Below are 16209 nucleotides of genomic sequence, written 5' to 3'. Positions count from 1 at the left end.
CCCCCACAGTCAGGCGATATCACTGGCCTCGAACTCCGCCGCGAGAAAATCCAGCAAGCTGCGCACCGACGGCAGCAACCCGCGCCGCGAGGCGAATACCGCGTGCACCACGCCGCACTCCGGTGCCCAGTTCGGCGTGGCTTGCACCAGCCGCCCGGCTTCGAGTTCTTCGCGTATGACCACCAGCGGCAAATGCACCACCCCCACGCCAGCCACCGCCGCCTGGCGCAAGACGATCAGGTCATCGGTCACCAGCCGCGGGTTGTGCCGCAGGCTGGCACGGGCGCCGTCGGGGCCGAGCAGGTGCCAGTGGTAATCGCGCTGCGGGTAACCCCAGTGCAGGCTGGGCAGGGCGCTCAGGTCAGCCGGCACCGGGCGCTGTGGCAGGCGCTCGAGCAAGGAGGGCGCGGCCACCAGGTATTGGGTGCTACGCGCCAGCACCTTCATCACCAGGTCGCTGCTTTCCAGTGGCGGCACGCGTACGCGCAGGGCGATGTCGATACCTTCCTGGATCAGGTCGACCTGGCGGTTGGTACTTTCGATATGCAACTGCACCAGCGGGCACTGGACCATGAAGCGGGTGAGCATGGCCCCGACCCAGAAATCCAGCAGGGCAGTGGGGCAGCTCAAGCGCACGATGCCTTGCGGCTCGGCGCGGTTGCGCTCGATCAACTCGGCGGCGCCTTCGGCTTCCACCAGCATGGCCACGCAATGGCGGTAGTAGGCCTGGCCGATTTCGGTCACCGAGAAGTGCCGGGTCGAGCGCTGGATCAGGCGCACGCCCAGGCGTTCTTCCAGCCCGGCGATGCGCCGGCTGAGCTTGGATTTGGGCATGTCCAGGGCGCGACCGGCCGGGGCGAAGCCGCTGTGATCGACCACCTGGGCAAAGTAGTAAAGGTCGTTGAGGTCTTCCACCAGTGTTCTCCATATGGAACGCTGAAGGCAGTTTAACTGATCTACCGCCGATGTCGTTGCGCTCGTATGGTTATAGCCATGCACGAGAGGAGGCATCTGATGAAAAAGATCCAAGGCGTCTACAGCAGCCCGCACCCACATTGGGTGGGTGATGGCTTCCCGGTCCGTAGCCTGTTCACCTACGACAACCTGGCCCAGCACATCAGCCCGTTCCTGCTGCTGGACTATGCCGGCCCCCACGACTTCACCCCGACCACGGCGCGTCGCGGGGTCGGCCAGCACCCCCATCGCGGTTTCGAAACCGTGACCATCGTCTACCAGGGCGAACTGGAGCACCGCGACTCCACCGGCGCCGGCGGCCTGATCGGCCCGGGCGATGTGCAGTGGATGACCGCCGCCGGCGGGATTCTCCATGAGGAGTTCCACTCGCCAGCCTTCGCCGCCCAAGGCGGCACCCTCGAGATGGTCCAGTTGTGGGTCAACCTGCCGGCCAAGGACAAATCGGCGCCCGCCGGCTACCAGACCTTGCTCGGCACCGACATTCCGGTGGTGCCGCTGGGCAACGGCGCCGGCAGCCTGCGGGTGATTGCCGGTGCGTTCCGCGGCCACCAGGGCCCGGCCCAGACCTTCTCGCCCATGGATGTCTGGGACCTGCAGCTCAAGGCCGGCGCGCCCGTGCGCCTGCCCAGTGCCGCCGGGCGCAGTACCGCGCTGGTGGTGTTGCGCGGTCAGTTGCTGGTCAACGGCGAGCGTCAGGTCGGTGCCGCGCAACTGGTGCTGTTCGACCGCGCCGGTGACGAGCTGCTGCTCGAAGCGCAAAGCGATGTGTCGGTGCTGCTGCTCAGCGGCGAGCCGCTGGATGAGCCAATTGTCGGTTACGGCCCGTTCGTGATGAACAGTGATGCCGAAATCGCCGAAGCCTTCGACGATTTCCGCGCCGGGCGCTTCGGCCAGATGAGCGGGCAGGCCGGTCCGCGACACCACAACTAGTCTCATTAACCCGAAGGTCGGCCGCAGGGTCGGCCTTCGACCCGGGCTGCGCGCAAAACGCCCAGCCTGATCCCGAAGGAGAACGTGCCATGAGTACTTTTGCCAACGTTGCCAACTTCAACGGCCAGGTGCCGCGCATCGACCCCGATGACGCCGCGATGCTGTTGATCGACCATCAGAGCGGCCTGTTCCAGACGGTCAAGGACATGCCCATGACCGAGCTGCGGGCCAACGCCATTACCCTGGCAAAGATCGCATCGCTCGCCAAGATCCCGGTCATCACCACCGCTTCCGTGCCGCAAGGTCCCAACGGCCCGCTGATCCCGGAAATCCATGAAGCCGCCCCCCACGCCCGGTACGTGGCACGCAAAGGTGAAATCAACGCCTGGGACAATCCCGAGTTCGTTGCCGCGGTAGAGCAGACCGGACGCAAGACGTTGATCATCGCCGGCACCATCACCAGTGTGTGCATGGCCTTCCCGAGCATCAGCGCGGTCAATGCGGGCTATAAGGTATTTGCGGTGATCGATGCCAGCGGCACCTATTCGAAGATGGCTCAGGAAATCACCCTGGCGCGCATCATGCAGGCCGGCGTGGTGCCGATGGACACCGCCGCGGTGTGCTCGGAAGTCCAGCGTACCTGGAACCGTGAAGACGCCCAGCAATGGGCCGAAGCCTACAGCGCTGTGTTCCCGCATTACCAGTTGCTGATCGAAAGCTATCTCAAGGCGCAACAGGTCGCACGCGACAACGAACTGCTCGATTCCCAACGCTGATCCCTCATGTCCGGTGCCCGGCACCGGCGTCTCAATGCAAGGAGTAAGACCATGACCAAGCCCTACGTCCGCCTGGACAAGAACAACGCCGCCGTCCTGCTGGTCGACCACCAGACCGGCCTGCTGTCGCTGGTTCGAGACATCGACCCGGACCGGTTCAAGAACAACGTGCTGGCCGTTGGCGACCTGGCCAAGTACTTCAAGCTGCCGACCATCCTCACCACCAGCTTCGAAACCGGCCCCAACGGCCCGCTGGTGCCCGAGCTCAAGGCGCAGTTCCCCGAAGCGCCGTACATCGCTCGTCCGGGGCAGATCAACGCCTGGGACAACGAAGACTTCGTCAAGGCGGTCAAGGCCACCGGCAAGAAGCAACTGATCATCGCCGGTGTGGTAACTGAAGTATGCGTGGCGTTCCCGGCGCTGTCGGCCCTGGAAGAAGGCTTTGACGTGTTCGTGGTCACCGATGCCTCCGGCACCTTCAACGAGTTGACCCGCGACTCGGCCTGGAATCGCATGTCGCAAGCCGGCGCCCAACTGATGACCTGGTTCGGCCTGGCCTGTGAGCTGCACCGCGACTGGCGCAACGACATCGAAGGCCTGGGTACCTTGTTCTCCAACCACATCCCCGACTACCGCAACCTGATGACCAGCTACAACACCCTCACCAACGGCAAGTAACGCCGTTAACCGATCGGCGGCCGGGCGCTAGCGTAGCCCGGCCGTCGTCGTCTCGACATCGCCCTGAAGGGCAGACCTTTGCGGTGCCGAAATTCTGCGAAACCGCTGGTGTGGTGACGTTTGCGCAGGTGATGATCAGCGCATGAAACCTGCTCCCACCTTCGCTGGCCATCGTCGCACCGTGCGGCCCGGCAGCGTCATCAGCTTCTGGCTGCCCTATCAGCCACCGTTGCACTGGCCATCGCTGCTGGGGTTTCTTGCCGCGCGGGCGATCACCGGGGTCGAGACGGTGGCGGCGGGGGTGTATACGCGCAGTTTTGATCTCGCCCAGGGCCAGGGCATCGTCCAGGTGTCTCAGGCGCGTGGGTCCCGGCTGAAGGTCACCGTGGTCGGTGCTTCTGCGCGAGCACTGCCGGGTTTGCTGGCCAGGGTCCGACGGGTGTTTGATCTGGATGCCGAACTGCACAAGATCCAGGCACAGCTCAGTCGAGACCCGTTGATGGCGCAACTGATCAACCTGCGTCCGGGGCTGCGTGTGCCGCGGGGCTGGGACGCGTTCGAGCAGGCCATGCGCACCGTGCTGGGCCAGCAGATCAGTGTGGCCGGGGCTATCACCCTGGCCGGGCGCCTGGTGGCGGGTTACGGCCAGCGACTACCCGCGCATGTCCAGCAGTGGCCCGGCTTGACCCATGTGTTCCCCAGGGCCGAGGCCATTGTAGACGTCGACCTCAGTGGCCTGGGCATGCCGCGCTCGCGGGCCTTGACCTTGTCGACCCTGGCCCGGGCATTGCTGGAGGACCCGCAGCTGTTACGCCCTGAGCGCAATCTGGAGGCCTGGGTCCAGCGGCTGTGCCGCTTGCGCGGCATCGGCCCGTGGAGCGCCCACTATCTGGCCCTGCGCCAGATGGGCGCGGCCGACGCCTTGCCGCTGGGGGATGTGGCCCTGATCAAGGCCTTGCGCCTGCTTGAAGGCGCCGACGCACAACTGGCCCAGCGTGCTCAGGCCTGGAGCCCGTGGCGCGCCTATGCCGCCCAGCACCTGTGGGCGTCATTGAGCTGACTTAGCTGGACTGGCGCCACTTCACATCGGTAATGCCGTAGCGCTCGGCCAGGGGCTTGCTGACTTTCCTGACCTTCTCGCGGCCGTAGCGGCCTATTCGACCGAGCCCGGCGTCGCAGCTTGCCCAGTGCCAGGCTTCGGCGTTGTCCATCGTCTCGGCGCGGATGATGAAAGACTTGTGATCGCCGTGCAGCTGATAGTCGATGACGAATAGTTTTGCGTTGTTCATGGGGCTGGCAGGATCCTTACAGAGCAGTGACCAAGAAAATCCCTTCAATGCCTCTAGTGAGTGCTGGGCGATGGAAAAAATTCCATCGGATTTCCCTGGTCAATGGGCGCCGCTGACGGTCAGGTGCCGGGCGTCCTTTTCAAACACCACCTGCTCCAGGCGATGGGCAATGCCGTAGGGCAGCGAGTCGTAGGCGGGGATGACCTTTTCTTCGGTCGACAGGCAATGAAAGATGTCCAGCTTGCGCTCGGCCTGGGCGGTCTCCAGTTCGAATATACGCACGTAGCGCTCCAGGTCGTTGTTCAGGCTCGACAGGTATTCACGCAGGCGCGAATGGTCCACCGCGCTCTGGCTGAAGTGCCAGGTCATGGGATGGATGAGAAAGCGAGAATGGGGAGCGGCGACACGCTCGGCGGCGGCCAGGTACATGATGATGCCCATGGACTCGATGTTGCCGGCATTGACTGCGCAAAGCGGCACCGGCAAGGACTTGAGAAAGCTGTACAGCGAGAATCCGAAGTTGGTGCTGCCGCCAGTGGTCGAGAGAAACAGCAGCAACGAGGTAGCGCCGTCATCGACGGCCTGCAGGCACCGGTCGCGAAAGCGCTCGGTGGTGTCCTGGTCGATCTGGCAATGAAAGTGGATCACCTGTTGGCTCATTGCAGTGCCTCAGGACCGACGCACGTGCAGTGCGCCGGTCTTTCGTCCGTTAGCTACGGCCGCCACCACTTGGTTTGCGGGCCTGGTCTTTGTCCATGTCAGGCTTGCGGGTCTGGCCACCTGCGGTACCGCCGGAGGCCTGGCCACCTTTTTTCCCGGCATCAGACGCTTTTTGCTTGTCGTTAGCGAAATTCCCGGGATTCGAAGTGCCTTTGTTAGCCATGATTCTCTTCCTCTTGTGAATATTCGCAAGGCGTTTGCCTTACACAGGTTGGGAGGCGGCCGCCGTGGGCAAAGTTTTAAATATTTCAGCGATGCGAGACGAACGGTAAAGGCATGCCGTTCATCTGCCACAGGCCCGAATACCTGGAACTTGGCCAAGGGCAGACGGCTCTTCCGAGAGATCATTGCTGCACTGCATGGGGGCAACGGCGCGGCATCGGCAAATTCAATTGGCATCGAGGACTGGCTGGGTACTAACTCAATAGTCGGGCCCTCCGATACGAGGATCGCAGCATGTCACTGATTGGAGTTTCCACCCTTGAGTTGTGCCATCTGATCGAACAGGCGTTCCTGCCTGATCGCTGTGTCGTATCCTGCGCCGATGGCGAGCACCTGACCATTCAATTGGGGCAGGGCGATAGCCTGGGCGATTGCCTGACTGTCACAGGTATCCATGTGCACAGCCTGACCACCTGCCACGAGCTTGCCACCCTGGTTGCCCAGGTGCGCGAAGAACAGCGCCTGGGGCGTAGCCAAATTCCGTTCAAACCCCAGGCGATGGCCTGAACCACGCAGTCTGCCACCGGTTAGCCAAGGCTGGCCGGGCGCAGGTATTCAGGGCTGAGCACGTTGAACCAGAACAGAATCATCGACACCAGGATGGTCACCAGCACCAGCAGCCCGACCGCCCACACACTGGTCGAATACAACAGGCCGTCTTCCTTGCGCAGGCGCAGGAAGGTTGGCAGGCCGACGTAGAGCAGGAAGGTCGCATAGGCCGAAGCCGCGCCCAGCACGATCAGCGCCAGCCAGCGTCCGGGATAGAGCCCGGCGATACCGGCAACGAAATACGGCGTGGCGGTATAGGCGGCAAAGCCGATGCACTGGTTCAGGCTTGGCCGCGCATCGAAGGTGCGCGACATCCAGCGAATGAACCCGCCCATGATCATCACCCCGACCACGCTGCAGGCGTACAGCAACACGCCGAGCTCGGCGGCGCTGGCCACGCTCAGGCGTACCCGCTCGGTACCGGCCAGGCTCCAGCCCACGCTGGTGGTACCGATGAACAGGCACAAGGCAGGAATCAGCGCCATCAGCAGCAGGTGCGGCAGGTAGTGACGCGGGTGCAGTTCTTCTTCCTGGCGGATTTCCATCCAGGCGTCATCGGGGTGGGTGAACAGTTGAACCAGATGGGTACTCATGGTGACCTCCGGGTAAGCAGGGCAGGAAACACCTCTCCCTGTTCTATGGAGGCCTGGGCGGCGTTGGGGTTTCATTTTTTTTGAACCACTCACCGCAGCGTCCGGTCACTGACAAGTGACGACCACCATCTGTCCGGCAGGCCGTGCAACGGCAGTGGTTGTGGCTGTGCGGCCAAGCCGCAGGGCTGACGACCACGCTGGGCCCATCGCTGGCAAGGCCAGCTCCCACAATCGGTTTGTGTAAGCCGGACCTGTGGGGGCTGGCTTGCCAGCGAAGCGGTTACTGCAGTTCCAGCTGCAGCTGCAAGCCGCCGTCATCACAGCGCCGGTGATACTGGACGATCCCGCGATAGGTACGGCCTTCCCAGACAAACGCCACGCTGTGCGAGCGCTCGAGCTTGGCGGGCACGGGCGCCCGCACCTGCATGCGCAAACCCGGCAGGCCGTTGATGTTCAGCGGCGCCAGTTGCACCTCGCATTCGGCGCTGTGGGCCACGGGGCCGAACAGCGTGTCCTGGACAAAATCGATCTGCAGGCAGGTCGGGCAGGCCGGGCTGACCTTTCTCATACCAGAGGCCTCCTTCAGTTCGGGCGGTGCGCGTTCTGCTCGTCAGGGTCCGAGGTGGACCGGCTCTCTTCATCGAACAGGCGCACCGCCTGTTCATGGGCGTCATCCGGGACGCTGAAATCGTGCTGTTTGGCAAGATCGAGCAGGTGCTGATTGGCTTTAGTGTGATCCTTGATCATCTGCGGGGCAAACGCCTTTACTTCAGCCGATTCGGTTTTTTCCAAAGGCAGCTGGCGGGTCTGGATCTTGTGGCCCTGGTGCGGGCTGCGGCAAACCTTCACGGCCCGGCGCAGTCAGACTGACAAAGGGCCTTTCAATTGCCTGTGGGAGAACGTCATGGCCAGAGCCATCTGGAAAGGTGCAATCAGCTTCGGCCTGGTGCACATCCCGGTGTCGTTGAGTACCGCGATCAGCAGCGACCGGGTCGACTTCGACTGGCTCGACGAGCGCAGCATGGAGCCGGTGGGCTACAAGCGGGTGAACAAGGTCACTGGCAAGGAGATCGCCCGTGAGCATATCGTCAAGGGCGTGCAGTACCGGAAGGGCCAGTACGTGGTGATCAGCGAAGAGGAGATCCGCCAGGCCCGGCCGGAGGCGACCCAGACCATCGATATCTTTTCTTTCGTCGACAGCGGCGAAGTCCCCCTGCAGCAGTTTGCTACCCCGTACTACCTGAGCCCCGACCGTCGCGGCGGCAAGGTGTACGCGTTGCTGCGCGAAACCCTCGAGAGCACCGGTAAGGTCGCCCTGGCCAAGGTGGTGCTGCACACCCAGCAGCACCTCGCGCTGCTGCGCCCGCTGGAGGATGCCATGGTGATGATCATCCTGCGCTGGCCTGAGGAAGTGCGTGGTCTGGACAGCCTGGAACTGGATGCCAGCGTGCGCGACGCGAGTATCGACAAGCGCGAGCTGCAGATGGCCAAGCGCTTGGTCGAGGACATGAGCGGGCACTGGACGCCGGAGGATTACCGCAATGACTTCAAGGACACCATCATGAGCCTGGTCGAAGAAAAAGCCAGCCAGGGCAAGATCGCCACGGTCGAGCCGCTGGAAGGCGAAGGCGAACAGAAAAGCGCCGACATCATCGACCTCACCGAACTGCTCAAACGCAGCCTGGGTGGGCGCAAGCCGGCGGCGAAGAAAGCGGCGCCAGCGGCGAAAAAGCCCGCGGGCACCAGCAAGCCGCGCAAAAAGGCCTGATCAGCCGGATGCCTGCGTTTCGTGCAGATGGCGCCAGCGCAAGGCGCCATTGGCGCGTTCAAACACCACGGTCGAACGGCGTACTGAGCGGTTGCCTGCGGCATCGGCCTGCCACTCGCGATAACCGACCACCGCCAGGCTCGGGCCTTCGGCGATCAGGTGCAGTTCATCGATGCTTATTTCCAGACCTGCACGCTTGCCGTGGGCTTGCTGAAACAGCGCGCGCAGGCCTTGGTAATCGAGCACCTGGCCGGGCAGGGTGATCATCGAATACAGCGGGCTGAAACGCGCCATCAGCGCATCGAGCCGATCGGCCGGGGCAGTGCCGGACAACCATTGCTGGATGGCGACGTGGGCGTCGAGGACTTCCTTGAAGGCGGGGTTGCGTTGGCTCATGGGCAGGTCTCAGTGAGTGCGGGTGATAAGCCCCAGGGCGCGAGTCCCGGGCAGTTTGAAAACCATTGGCAGCGGTAGCAGGGTTAGCAGCGCGGCCAGGATGAACGTGTGCGCAAACGCTTGCGGCGCCGGCAGCAGCTGATTGAGCACAGCGCCGAGCACGGCCACACCGAGACAGAAACTCAGTTGCCGGTTGAGGTTCCACAGGGCGCTGGCCTGGCCCATTTGCTCCGGCGCTATGGCCAGGAATGCCAGGCTTTGCGCACTGCTGCTGCACAGGCTGCTGCCCAGGCCAAGCAGGGCGAAGATCAGCGCCAGCCAGGCGTGATGCGCGGCTACCCAGGGCAAGGCCAGCCACAGGAGTGCGGCGCACTGGATCAGTATGCCGGCGCTCAGCAGCCACTTGGGCCCGGTCAGGTTGAAACGCCAGCGCACAAAAGCAATGGCGCCCAGGGCGCCCAGCGACCAGGGCAACATCAGCGCTCCGGTGGCCGTGGCGCTAAGCCCAAGGCGTTGTTGCAGGTACAGGGCTGCGACCAGGTTGGCGCCGATGAACACGCCCGGCACGCACAGGTAGACCAGCATCGCCGTACGCAGCAGCGGCTGGCCGAGCAGGTGCAGGTCAAGGATTGGCTGAGGGGCCGGTAACGGCTGGTTTGCAGGCAGCCAGGCCAGCACCAGTACGCCAGCCATTAACGTCAGCGGCAGCATGGCAAAGAAGATCCACCGCCACGAGCCCTGATCGACCACCACGCCACCCAGTGTCGGCGACAACGCCGGTACCAGCAGGGCTACCATCATTACCAGCGAGGTCAGGTGGTGGCGTTGCTCAGGCGCATACAAGCGATAAGCCATGGCCTGGCCTACCGGAATCAACAAGCCACCACCGAGCCCTTGCAACAACCGCCAGCCAAGCAGGCTGTCGATGGTGCCGGCGCTGCCGGCGAGTGCCGAGCCCAGGCCGAACAGCGCCAGCGACAGCAGCAGTGTCTGGCGTTCGCCCAGCCGCGCGGCCATCCAGGTGCCCAGCGGTATCACCAGGGTCAGGCCGAGCATGTACAGGTTGTTGGTCCAGCTCAGTTGCGCCACCGAGGCGTGCAGTTCCTGGCCCAGCGCCGGGTAGGCGGCGTTGAGGGCGAACATGTTGAGCAGGTCGAGGGTGAAACCCAGCAAATAGATCAGGGTGACTTTCGAGCGATAGGGCATGAGCAGTTCGACGGGCCGGAGAAAGGCGCAGTCTAGAGGCTTGCAGGTGCTTGAATAAGACGCAAAAAACCGGCAGATTGGTCAAATTATTTTGACAATGGCGAAGGCATTGCATGGTCAGTCTCGACCGATTCGAACTGTTCTGCGCGGTGGTCCAGGCCGGCTCCTTCACCGGCGCCGCCGAGCGCCTGCAGCAAACCCGCGCCGCCGTCAGCTTCAGCATCAAGCAGCTGGAAGCTGAACTGGGCGTGACCTTGCTGACCCGCACCACCCGCCGAATTGCCCTCACTGATGCCGGCGAGCGCTTTTACCAGCGCTGCCTGCAGGTGGTCGAAGATGCGCGCGTCGCCATCGACGAGGCGCGCGCCGAGCATGCTGGCTTGCAGGGCAGCCTGCGCATTACCTCCACCGTCGAGTACGGGCTGAAAGTCCTCGCCCCGGCGTTGCAGGCGTTCTGCCGGTTGCACCCTGACCTGAGCGTGCGCCTGGAAACCCACACCTCCCAGGTCGACCTGGTGCGCGAGCGTTTCGATGTCGCCATCCGCCTGGGCCAGGCCCAGGATTCCAGCTACCGTGGCGTGTGCCTGGCCACTTACGACGTGCGCCTGGTGCTGGCGCCCAGCCTGCTGGCCGCCCATGGCCCGCAGATCATCGACTCACCTTCGCACCTGGCCGCCGTGGCGCAGCTGGTGCACAGCCGCTTCGAGCAGAACAGTCGCTGGGAACTGCAGGGGGACGCTGGTCGCAGTGCGGTGTTTGAGACGCACGGCACGCCCTTGCTGGTGACCGATAACGCGTCAATCCTGCGTGCTTTCGCCGTGCAAGGTGCGGGTGTCGCCTTGCTGCCGGAATGGCTGGTGGCCGATGACCTGGCGAGTGGACAGTTGCTCGATGCGTTGCCCGCTTACCGCTTCGCCCGGCAAAGTGTCTACGCGTTGTATCCGGCAAGCCGCCATGTACCGCGCAAGGTCCGTGCCTGGATCGATTTCATCAAGGCTTACCTCGCCGAAACGGGCGCGGGGACCTGAGGCGAACCTGCTGCCAGCAGCAGGTAGTCGTCAGCCTTGAAGCGATGGGCGATTGCCCAATACTGAGTACTGAAACCAGGCCAGAGCGTGGTGACCTTGCCGCTGGCCTTGTCCTGGTACCAGCTCTTGCAGCCGGTCACCCAGACCGATTTTTCCAGGCGCCGCTGCAGATTCTGGTTGTAGCGCGCCTGGACCTCACGCTTGACCTCTACTACCTGGGCATCGGCTTGCCGGGCAGCTTTCAGCGCACCGACGATGTGTGCCACGTTTGCCTCGATCATGAACACCATCGAGTTATGCCCCAACCCGGTGTTCGGCCCGGTGATCAGGAACAGGTTGGGAAAGCCGTTGACGCTGGCGCCGACATAGGCTTCGGCACCCTGGGCCCAGACCTCGTTCAGTTCACGTCCCAGGCGCCCGCGAATACGCAGCTTGCCGAGCGCTTCGGTGGCCTGGAAGCCGGTACCGAAGATGATCGCGTCGACCTCGTGCAAGCGGCCATCGCAGGTCAAGACGCCGGTGGGGGTGATGCGTTCGATGGCATCGCTCACCAGCGAGGTATTGGCCCGTTGCAGGGCGGGGTACCAGTCATCAGAGATCAGGATGCGCTTGCAACCCATCACATAGTCGGGCGTGAGGCGGGCCCGCAGCTGGGGATCGGCGACTTGCCGGTGCAGGTGTTGAAGCGCGATTTTCTCACCCAGGGCCATGTACTTGGGGTCGACCACCGTGCCAAGGGCCTGCACTTCGTTCAGCCAGTGAATGCCCCAGCGCTTGAGCCGCATCACCCCCGGCAGGTAGCGGTAAAGCGCTTTTTGCAAGGCGCTGAACGGGCGGTCCTGGCGCGGTACGATCCACGCCGGGGTGCGTTGGAACACACTGAGCCGCTCGACGCGCGGCGCAATCTGCGGCACGAACTGGATGGCGCTGGCTCCGCTGCCGATCACCGCCACGCGCTTGCCTTGCAGGGCATAGTCGTGGTCCCAGCGCGCCGAGTGGAAGGTGCGTCCCGCAAAGGTGTCCAGCCCCGCCAGGCGGGGTACCACAGGCTCGCTCAAACCGCCGGTACCCAGGATCAGGAAGCGGCAGCGTAGTGGCCCACCGTCGGTTTCTACCTGCCAGGTCAGGCGGCCCGCATCAAAGCTTGCGCCGCTGACGAGGGTGTTGAAACGCATGTGTTCGAGCAACCCGTGCCGTTCGGCAGTGGCATGCAGATAACCGAGGATTTCGGCCTGGCCCGGATAGGTGCGTGACCAGTTCGGGTTGAGCATGAACGAGAAGGAATACAGGTGCGAAGGGATGTCGCAGGCTGCGCCGGGGTAGTGATTGTCACGCCAGGTGCCGCCCACCGTGGCGCCGCGCTCCAGAAGCAATACGGAGTGGAAACCGGCCTCGCGAAGCTTGATCGCCATGCACTGCCCGGAGAAGCCGCTGCCGACGATGATCACGTCGGCGTCCAGTTCCGTCGAAAGCTTGGCTCTTGGTTGATTGATCACAGCGTTCTCCGTTATCGAGCATCTTATTGTTTGATCATCATTGTTATGATGTGCGACGAGTCGAACCTGCCAACAGCGAGATCAATGCCCATGGCGATATCCCGAGAAGCCCCGGCCCGCACCCGACGCAAGGCGGGCGCTGCGGTTTCCAACAATGAACGCAAGCGCCAGGAGGTGCTGGAGGCCACGTGGCGAGCGATTCTTCGTGTGGGGGTCGAGAACGTCACGATCCGCGAGATAGCAGGTGAACTGCAGGCCACCACCGGGGCGGTCGTGCACTACTTCAGGACCAAGGACGAAGTGCTGCTGTATGCGCTGGACCACCTCATTACCGGCATGGTCGAGGAGGTGACCGAGTGCCTTGAAGGTGTCGAGGGTATCGCTCGCCTGGAGTGCATCCTGCACGCTTCGTTGCCGCTCGATGAGGCCGGTGAAACTGCCTGGCGTATCTGGTTGGCGTTCCTGCGTACGTGCGTGGGCAATGAAAAACTGGGTGCCGAACACCAACGGCGGTATGCCTTCATGCGCAGTGCGCTGGTCGACGAACTGACCCGCCTGCAGGCGCAAAAGGCGATCCGGGCCGGCCTCGACCTGAAGCTCGAAGCCGATGCCATGGTTGCCCTGGCCGATGGCCTGGGCGTTGGGCGAGTCATCGATCCCGAGCGTTTTGACCCTGAGCAGCAGCGCATGCTGGTCAAGCGCCACATCGCGGCGTTTCTCACCCCACAGGCCTGAGGCGTACGCTTCAGTGGTGCGCATCGCAAGCCTCCCTGGCAGGCCGCATCAGCACCCGCACGTCGCGCCAACGGCCCCACACGTAAAAGCGCCCGATGTCGGTGTCCAGGCGGTCTATCGCAAAGCCCATCAGTTGCGCATTCAGCGCCAATGAACCCTTGATGCGCCGCTCCAGGCGTTCGGGCCTGGCGCTGAAGAGCCGGCGATGAAACACCAGCAGTTCACCATTCAACGTCTGTACCAGCAGGCGATGGCCACGGCCGGCCAGCGTCAAGGCGAGCTGGATGGCCGTGTCGAGCAGAAACCACAGCAGCAGCGGCGAGATGATTTCAAACAGGGTGCGCTCGATGCCGTAGCGGCCACGCGCCTCGAAAAGCTCGTAGATGATGAGTTCGTTGATGACCTGTGAAGTCATGAAGCTGACGAACAGTAGCCAGCCGGGGTGGATCTGGCGAAAGGCCCAGACATAGGCGTGCACCGGCTGTCCCAGCAGTTGTTCAAGCTCCGTCAGCATGGCTTGACGTTCGCGGGTCAACACCAGCCCCGGCGGCGCGCCTTTCACAGTACGACCTCACGTAGCGTGATCACCGGTTGCTGGGTATCCTCGGCCTTGATGAAGGGCTGCAGCAAGGTGAAAAACTGGTCGGCATCGATGCCGGCCTCGGGGGCGAACGCACCTTTGCGGCTGATTTTGCCCTGCACCAGCATGAGCAGGGCCACTGCCGTCGGAATGCAGGTGTTGGGCCCCATGCCGCCGGGGATTTCGCCATTGATCCAGGCGCTGCACACATGTCGCCGGCCCTGGCTCAGGCCTTCGGCGATAGCGGACATTTCCGCTGGAATGTAACGCCGGCCAAACAGACTTTCTTTTGCCGAACCCACTAGCAGGGACAGGGACTCACCCAGGCTCAGGCCCGAAAGGTCGTTGTTCAGCGCGACTTTGCGCAATTCGGACGCCGCTTGGCTGACACTGTGGCCGCGCTGGTCGACGCGGGCCTGGATCAACTTCAGCAGGCTGATCAGGCTGTTGGAAAACACCATCGCGTTGGCGCATTCGCGGATCGAGGCGAAAGTCGTCGGCAAGGTCACAGGTTCCGGATGCCCCACCGTATGGGCGCGCACCGCACCGATGCCGGGCACCAGCAGGTCTATTTCGGTCAATGGCAGGCCGCTGGCGATGCGACCACCGCGAAACACCGGGATGTTGCCGGTCAGTTGTTCGACCCAGTGATCGAGTGCCGCGCCCATGTCGGTATCGTGACTGGCTGCTTCCTTGGCACGCGAGGCGCTGCCCCAGGTGGTGACCACGCGGTGCGGGGCACCGACCTGGCGGATGGCTTTGCTGGCCAGCAGGTTGGCCACGCCTGGGCTGGCGCCCATGCCGACGATGGCGGTGATGTTCGCGGCTTGTGCACGCGCATCGAGGTCGAGCATTGCCAGGGTGGGTTCGGGGTCATCACAGATATCGATGTAGTGACAGCCCGCGTCGATGGCGCATTGCAGCACCGTCGTACCAAACAGGTAGTAAGGCCCGATGGTCGAGACCACCACATCGTAGTTGCGCAAGACCCGGGTGAGGGCCTCGGGATTGCGCGCATCGACCTGCAGCGCATCAATGTTCGATCGGCCCAGGCTGGCCACGTAGCGTAGCGCCTCCTCGGCGTTGCGGTCGGCTACCGTCAGCCAGGAAAAGGCCTGGAGCTGGATCGCCGTCTCGACAAAGTGCCGGCCCATATGGCCACAGCCGCCTAATGCAATCACCTTCATGGTCGTGTTCCTGTCAGTTGGTTTTGTTGTAGGTCAGGGGCTTGGCGCACTGCCGCGACTGCAGAGGGGGCAGCTGTGCGCGAACGGCTTGGCGAAAATGCTTGAGCAGGCGCTCAGCCAGTGTCGGCAGGAGTGCCGCTGGAAGGTCGTGACCCATTCCGGCGATGCTTTCGAACACCGCACCGGGGATGTGCTCGGCGGTGCTGCGTCCGGCCTCGAAAGGTATGAGCGGGTCTTCCAGGCCATGCAGCACCAGGGTGGGGGTGTCGATCTGCGACAGCAACGGCACGCGCGACCCCGAGGCCAGGATCGCGGCGAACTGTCGTTCGATGCCTCCGGCCGCAGGTACGTTGCGCCTGAGATCGTCTTCAAGCCGCGCTCGCAATTGTTCGCGTGGTGTCGGGTAGCCTGGGCTGGCGATCAGCTCCCAAAGCTGCAGGTTATGGTCGATCTCGCGCTGCAAGGAGGTTTGGCGCACCGGGTTGAGCAACAGCTTGCGCACGTCGGCACGGGCGTTGGGCAGGCGTCGATCACCGGAGCTGGACATGATCGAGGTCAGTGAACGCACCGCATAGGGAAAACGCGCGGCGACGATCTGGGCAATCATGCCGCCCATCGATGCGCCGACCAGGTGCACCGGGCCCAGCTTGAGACTGTCGATCAAGCCCAGCGTGTCATGGGCCATGTCATCCAGCGAGTAGGGCGCGCGGCTGCGGCGGCCAACCTGTGCGTTCAGGTAGTGCCAGGCCAGGCGCGGTGTACCGCACATGCGGCTGGACTTGCCGATGTCGCGGTTGTCGAAACGGATCACCCGAAAGCCCGCTTTGACAAGGCTGTGTACCAGCGCGTCGGGCCATGCGGTCAGCTGCTGGGCAAGGCCATGGACCAACAGCACCGGTGGCGCATGTTCGGGCCCGAGGGTCTCGTAGGCGAGGGTGATGCGGCCGATGCGGGCAAATCTCGGGTGAGGGGTCAATGGCGTTCTCCGCTGTGGATGGACAACACGGCTCAACAAAAAAGATCATAACGGTTATTATGTTTTGCGCAAGCAGCAGGCCAAACATCTCAAGCCGGCCGGCAA

21 protein-coding genes are annotated in these 16209 nt (G+C 63.4%); 8 read left to right on the top strand and 13 right to left on the bottom strand.

From position 1 onward, the window contains the following. Positions 1-9: 9 nt before the first annotated feature. Positions 10-918 (bottom strand): LysR family transcriptional regulator, encoded by a 909-nt coding sequence (locus CCOS864_RS14530; protein WP_115087127.1) that lies wholly within the window; start codon positions 916-918, stop codon positions 10-12. A gap of 96 nt (positions 919-1014) precedes the next feature. Here CCOS864_RS14530 and CCOS864_RS14525 point away from each other — a divergent pair, with 96 nt between their 5' ends. The 4 genes from CCOS864_RS14525 (at position 1015) to CCOS864_RS14510 (ending at position 4419) form a co-directional block, all read left to right on the top strand. Beyond that, positions 1015-1905 (top strand): pirin family protein, encoded by an 891-nt coding sequence (locus CCOS864_RS14525; protein ID WP_115086943.1) that lies wholly within the window; start codon positions 1015-1017, stop codon positions 1903-1905. 89 nt (positions 1906-1994) lie between these two features. Beyond that, positions 1995-2681, top strand: a complete 687-nt coding sequence (locus tag CCOS864_RS14520) for a hydrolase (protein ID WP_115086942.1) — start codon at positions 1995-1997, stop codon at positions 2679-2681. Positions 2682-2732: 51 nt separating this feature from the next. Next, positions 2733-3359: an isochorismate family cysteine hydrolase YcaC gene (ycaC, locus tag CCOS864_RS14515; protein ID WP_010223830.1), complete on the top strand. Its 627-nt coding sequence runs from the start codon at positions 2733-2735 to the stop codon at positions 3357-3359. Positions 3360-3501: 142 nt separating this feature from the next. Further along, positions 3502-4419 (top strand): DNA-3-methyladenine glycosylase family protein, encoded by a 918-nt coding sequence (locus CCOS864_RS14510; protein WP_115086941.1) that lies wholly within the window; start codon positions 3502-3504, stop codon positions 4417-4419. Position 4420: 1 nt separating this feature from the next. On the opposite strand, the gene CCOS864_RS14505 is transcribed toward CCOS864_RS14510, so the two are convergent. The 3 genes from CCOS864_RS14505 to CCOS864_RS14495 all read right to left on the bottom strand — a co-directional run bounded on the left by CCOS864_RS14505 (position 4421) and on the right by CCOS864_RS14495 (position 5531). Further along, the gene (locus CCOS864_RS14505; RefSeq protein WP_115086940.1) at positions 4421-4648 is read right to left on the bottom strand and encodes a DUF6555 family protein; all 228 of its coding nucleotides are present in this window, start codon (positions 4646-4648) and stop codon (positions 4421-4423) included. Between the two features lie 99 nt (positions 4649-4747). Beyond that, positions 4748-5308 carry an ATP-dependent Clp protease proteolytic subunit gene (locus CCOS864_RS14500; RefSeq protein ID WP_115086939.1) on the bottom strand — a complete coding sequence of 187 codons (561 nt, stop codon included), beginning with the start codon at positions 5306-5308 and terminating at the stop codon, positions 4748-4750. A 49-nt stretch (positions 5309-5357) separates the two neighbouring features. Then, a complete protein-coding gene (locus CCOS864_RS14495) occupies positions 5358-5531 on the bottom strand; it encodes a KGG domain-containing protein (protein ID WP_080764720.1) in 174 nt (57 codons plus the stop codon). A gap of 293 nt (positions 5532-5824) precedes the next feature. On the opposite strand from CCOS864_RS14495, the gene CCOS864_RS14490 reads away from it, so the two are divergent. Continuing rightward, on the top strand, positions 5825-6097 hold the full coding sequence (locus CCOS864_RS14490; protein ID WP_115086938.1) for a DUF1652 domain-containing protein: 273 nt from the start codon (positions 5825-5827) through the stop codon (positions 6095-6097). Between the two features lie 20 nt (positions 6098-6117). Here CCOS864_RS14490 and CCOS864_RS14485 read toward each other — a convergent pair whose 3' ends face one another. The 3 genes from CCOS864_RS14485 to CCOS864_RS14475 form a co-directional block, all read right to left on the bottom strand. Continuing rightward, complete coding sequence (locus CCOS864_RS14485; RefSeq protein ID WP_115086937.1) at positions 6118-6732, bottom strand: Yip1 family protein; 615 nt, start codon at positions 6730-6732, stop codon at positions 6118-6120. A gap of 280 nt (positions 6733-7012) precedes the next feature. After that, the gene (locus CCOS864_RS14480) at positions 7013-7300 is read right to left on the bottom strand and encodes a hypothetical protein (protein WP_115086936.1); all 288 of its coding nucleotides are present in this window, start codon (positions 7298-7300) and stop codon (positions 7013-7015) included. A gap of 14 nt (positions 7301-7314) precedes the next feature. Further along, positions 7315-7581, bottom strand: coding sequence for a DUF4142 domain-containing protein (locus tag CCOS864_RS14475; protein WP_233674788.1), 267 nt, complete (start codon positions 7579-7581; stop codon positions 7315-7317). A gap of 55 nt (positions 7582-7636) precedes the next feature. On the opposite strand from CCOS864_RS14475, the gene ku reads away from it, so the two are divergent. Next, complete coding sequence (gene ku / locus CCOS864_RS14470) at positions 7637-8500, top strand: non-homologous end joining protein Ku (protein ID WP_115086934.1); 864 nt, start codon at positions 7637-7639, stop codon at positions 8498-8500. Here ku and CCOS864_RS14465 read toward each other — a convergent pair whose 3' ends face one another. Then, the gene (locus CCOS864_RS14465; RefSeq protein WP_115086933.1) at positions 8501-8896 is read right to left on the bottom strand and encodes a nuclear transport factor 2 family protein; all 396 of its coding nucleotides are present in this window, start codon (positions 8894-8896) and stop codon (positions 8501-8503) included. 9 nt (positions 8897-8905) lie between these two features. Next, positions 8906-10102 carry an MFS transporter gene (locus CCOS864_RS14460; RefSeq protein WP_115086932.1) on the bottom strand — a complete coding sequence of 399 codons (1197 nt, stop codon included), beginning with the start codon at positions 10100-10102 and terminating at the stop codon, positions 8906-8908. A 113-nt stretch (positions 10103-10215) separates the two neighbouring features. On the opposite strand from CCOS864_RS14460, the gene CCOS864_RS14455 reads away from it, so the two are divergent. Next, complete coding sequence (locus tag CCOS864_RS14455; protein WP_115086931.1) at positions 10216-11130, top strand: LysR family transcriptional regulator; 915 nt, start codon at positions 10216-10218, stop codon at positions 11128-11130. Here CCOS864_RS14455 and CCOS864_RS14450 read toward each other — a convergent pair. Beyond that, a complete protein-coding gene (locus CCOS864_RS14450; protein ID WP_244211919.1) occupies positions 11100-12626 on the bottom strand; it encodes a flavin-containing monooxygenase in 1527 nt (508 codons plus the stop codon). The genes CCOS864_RS14455 and CCOS864_RS14450 overlap by 31 nt on opposite strands. A gap of 90 nt (positions 12627-12716) precedes the next feature. On the opposite strand from CCOS864_RS14450, the gene CCOS864_RS14445 reads away from it, so the two are divergent. After that, the gene (locus CCOS864_RS14445) at positions 12717-13361 is read left to right on the top strand and encodes a TetR/AcrR family transcriptional regulator (protein ID WP_167458895.1); all 645 of its coding nucleotides are present in this window, start codon (positions 12717-12719) and stop codon (positions 13359-13361) included. A 10-nt stretch (positions 13362-13371) separates the two neighbouring features. Here CCOS864_RS14445 and CCOS864_RS14440 read toward each other — a convergent pair whose 3' ends face one another. The 3 genes from CCOS864_RS14440 to CCOS864_RS14430 are packed head-to-tail and all read right to left on the bottom strand — an operon-like array spanning position 13372 to position 16104. Then, a complete protein-coding gene (locus tag CCOS864_RS14440) occupies positions 13372-13923 on the bottom strand; it encodes a hypothetical protein (protein ID WP_115086929.1) in 552 nt (183 codons plus the stop codon). Next, the gene (locus CCOS864_RS14435) at positions 13920-15128 is read right to left on the bottom strand and encodes a saccharopine dehydrogenase family protein (RefSeq protein ID WP_115086928.1); all 1209 of its coding nucleotides are present in this window, start codon (positions 15126-15128) and stop codon (positions 13920-13922) included. The genes CCOS864_RS14440 and CCOS864_RS14435 overlap by 4 nt, the downstream gene beginning before the upstream one ends. A 13-nt stretch (positions 15129-15141) precedes the next feature. Then, the gene (locus CCOS864_RS14430) at positions 15142-16104 is read right to left on the bottom strand and encodes an alpha/beta fold hydrolase (RefSeq protein ID WP_167458894.1); all 963 of its coding nucleotides are present in this window, start codon (positions 16102-16104) and stop codon (positions 15142-15144) included. Between the last annotated feature and the right edge of the window lie 105 nt (positions 16105-16209).

The organism is Pseudomonas wadenswilerensis (assembly GCF_900497695.1).
Taxonomy (GTDB): Bacteria; Pseudomonadota; Gammaproteobacteria; order Pseudomonadales; family Pseudomonadaceae; genus Aquipseudomonas; species Aquipseudomonas wadenswilerensis.
This window is presented reverse-complemented; position numbering and strand designations above follow the sequence as displayed.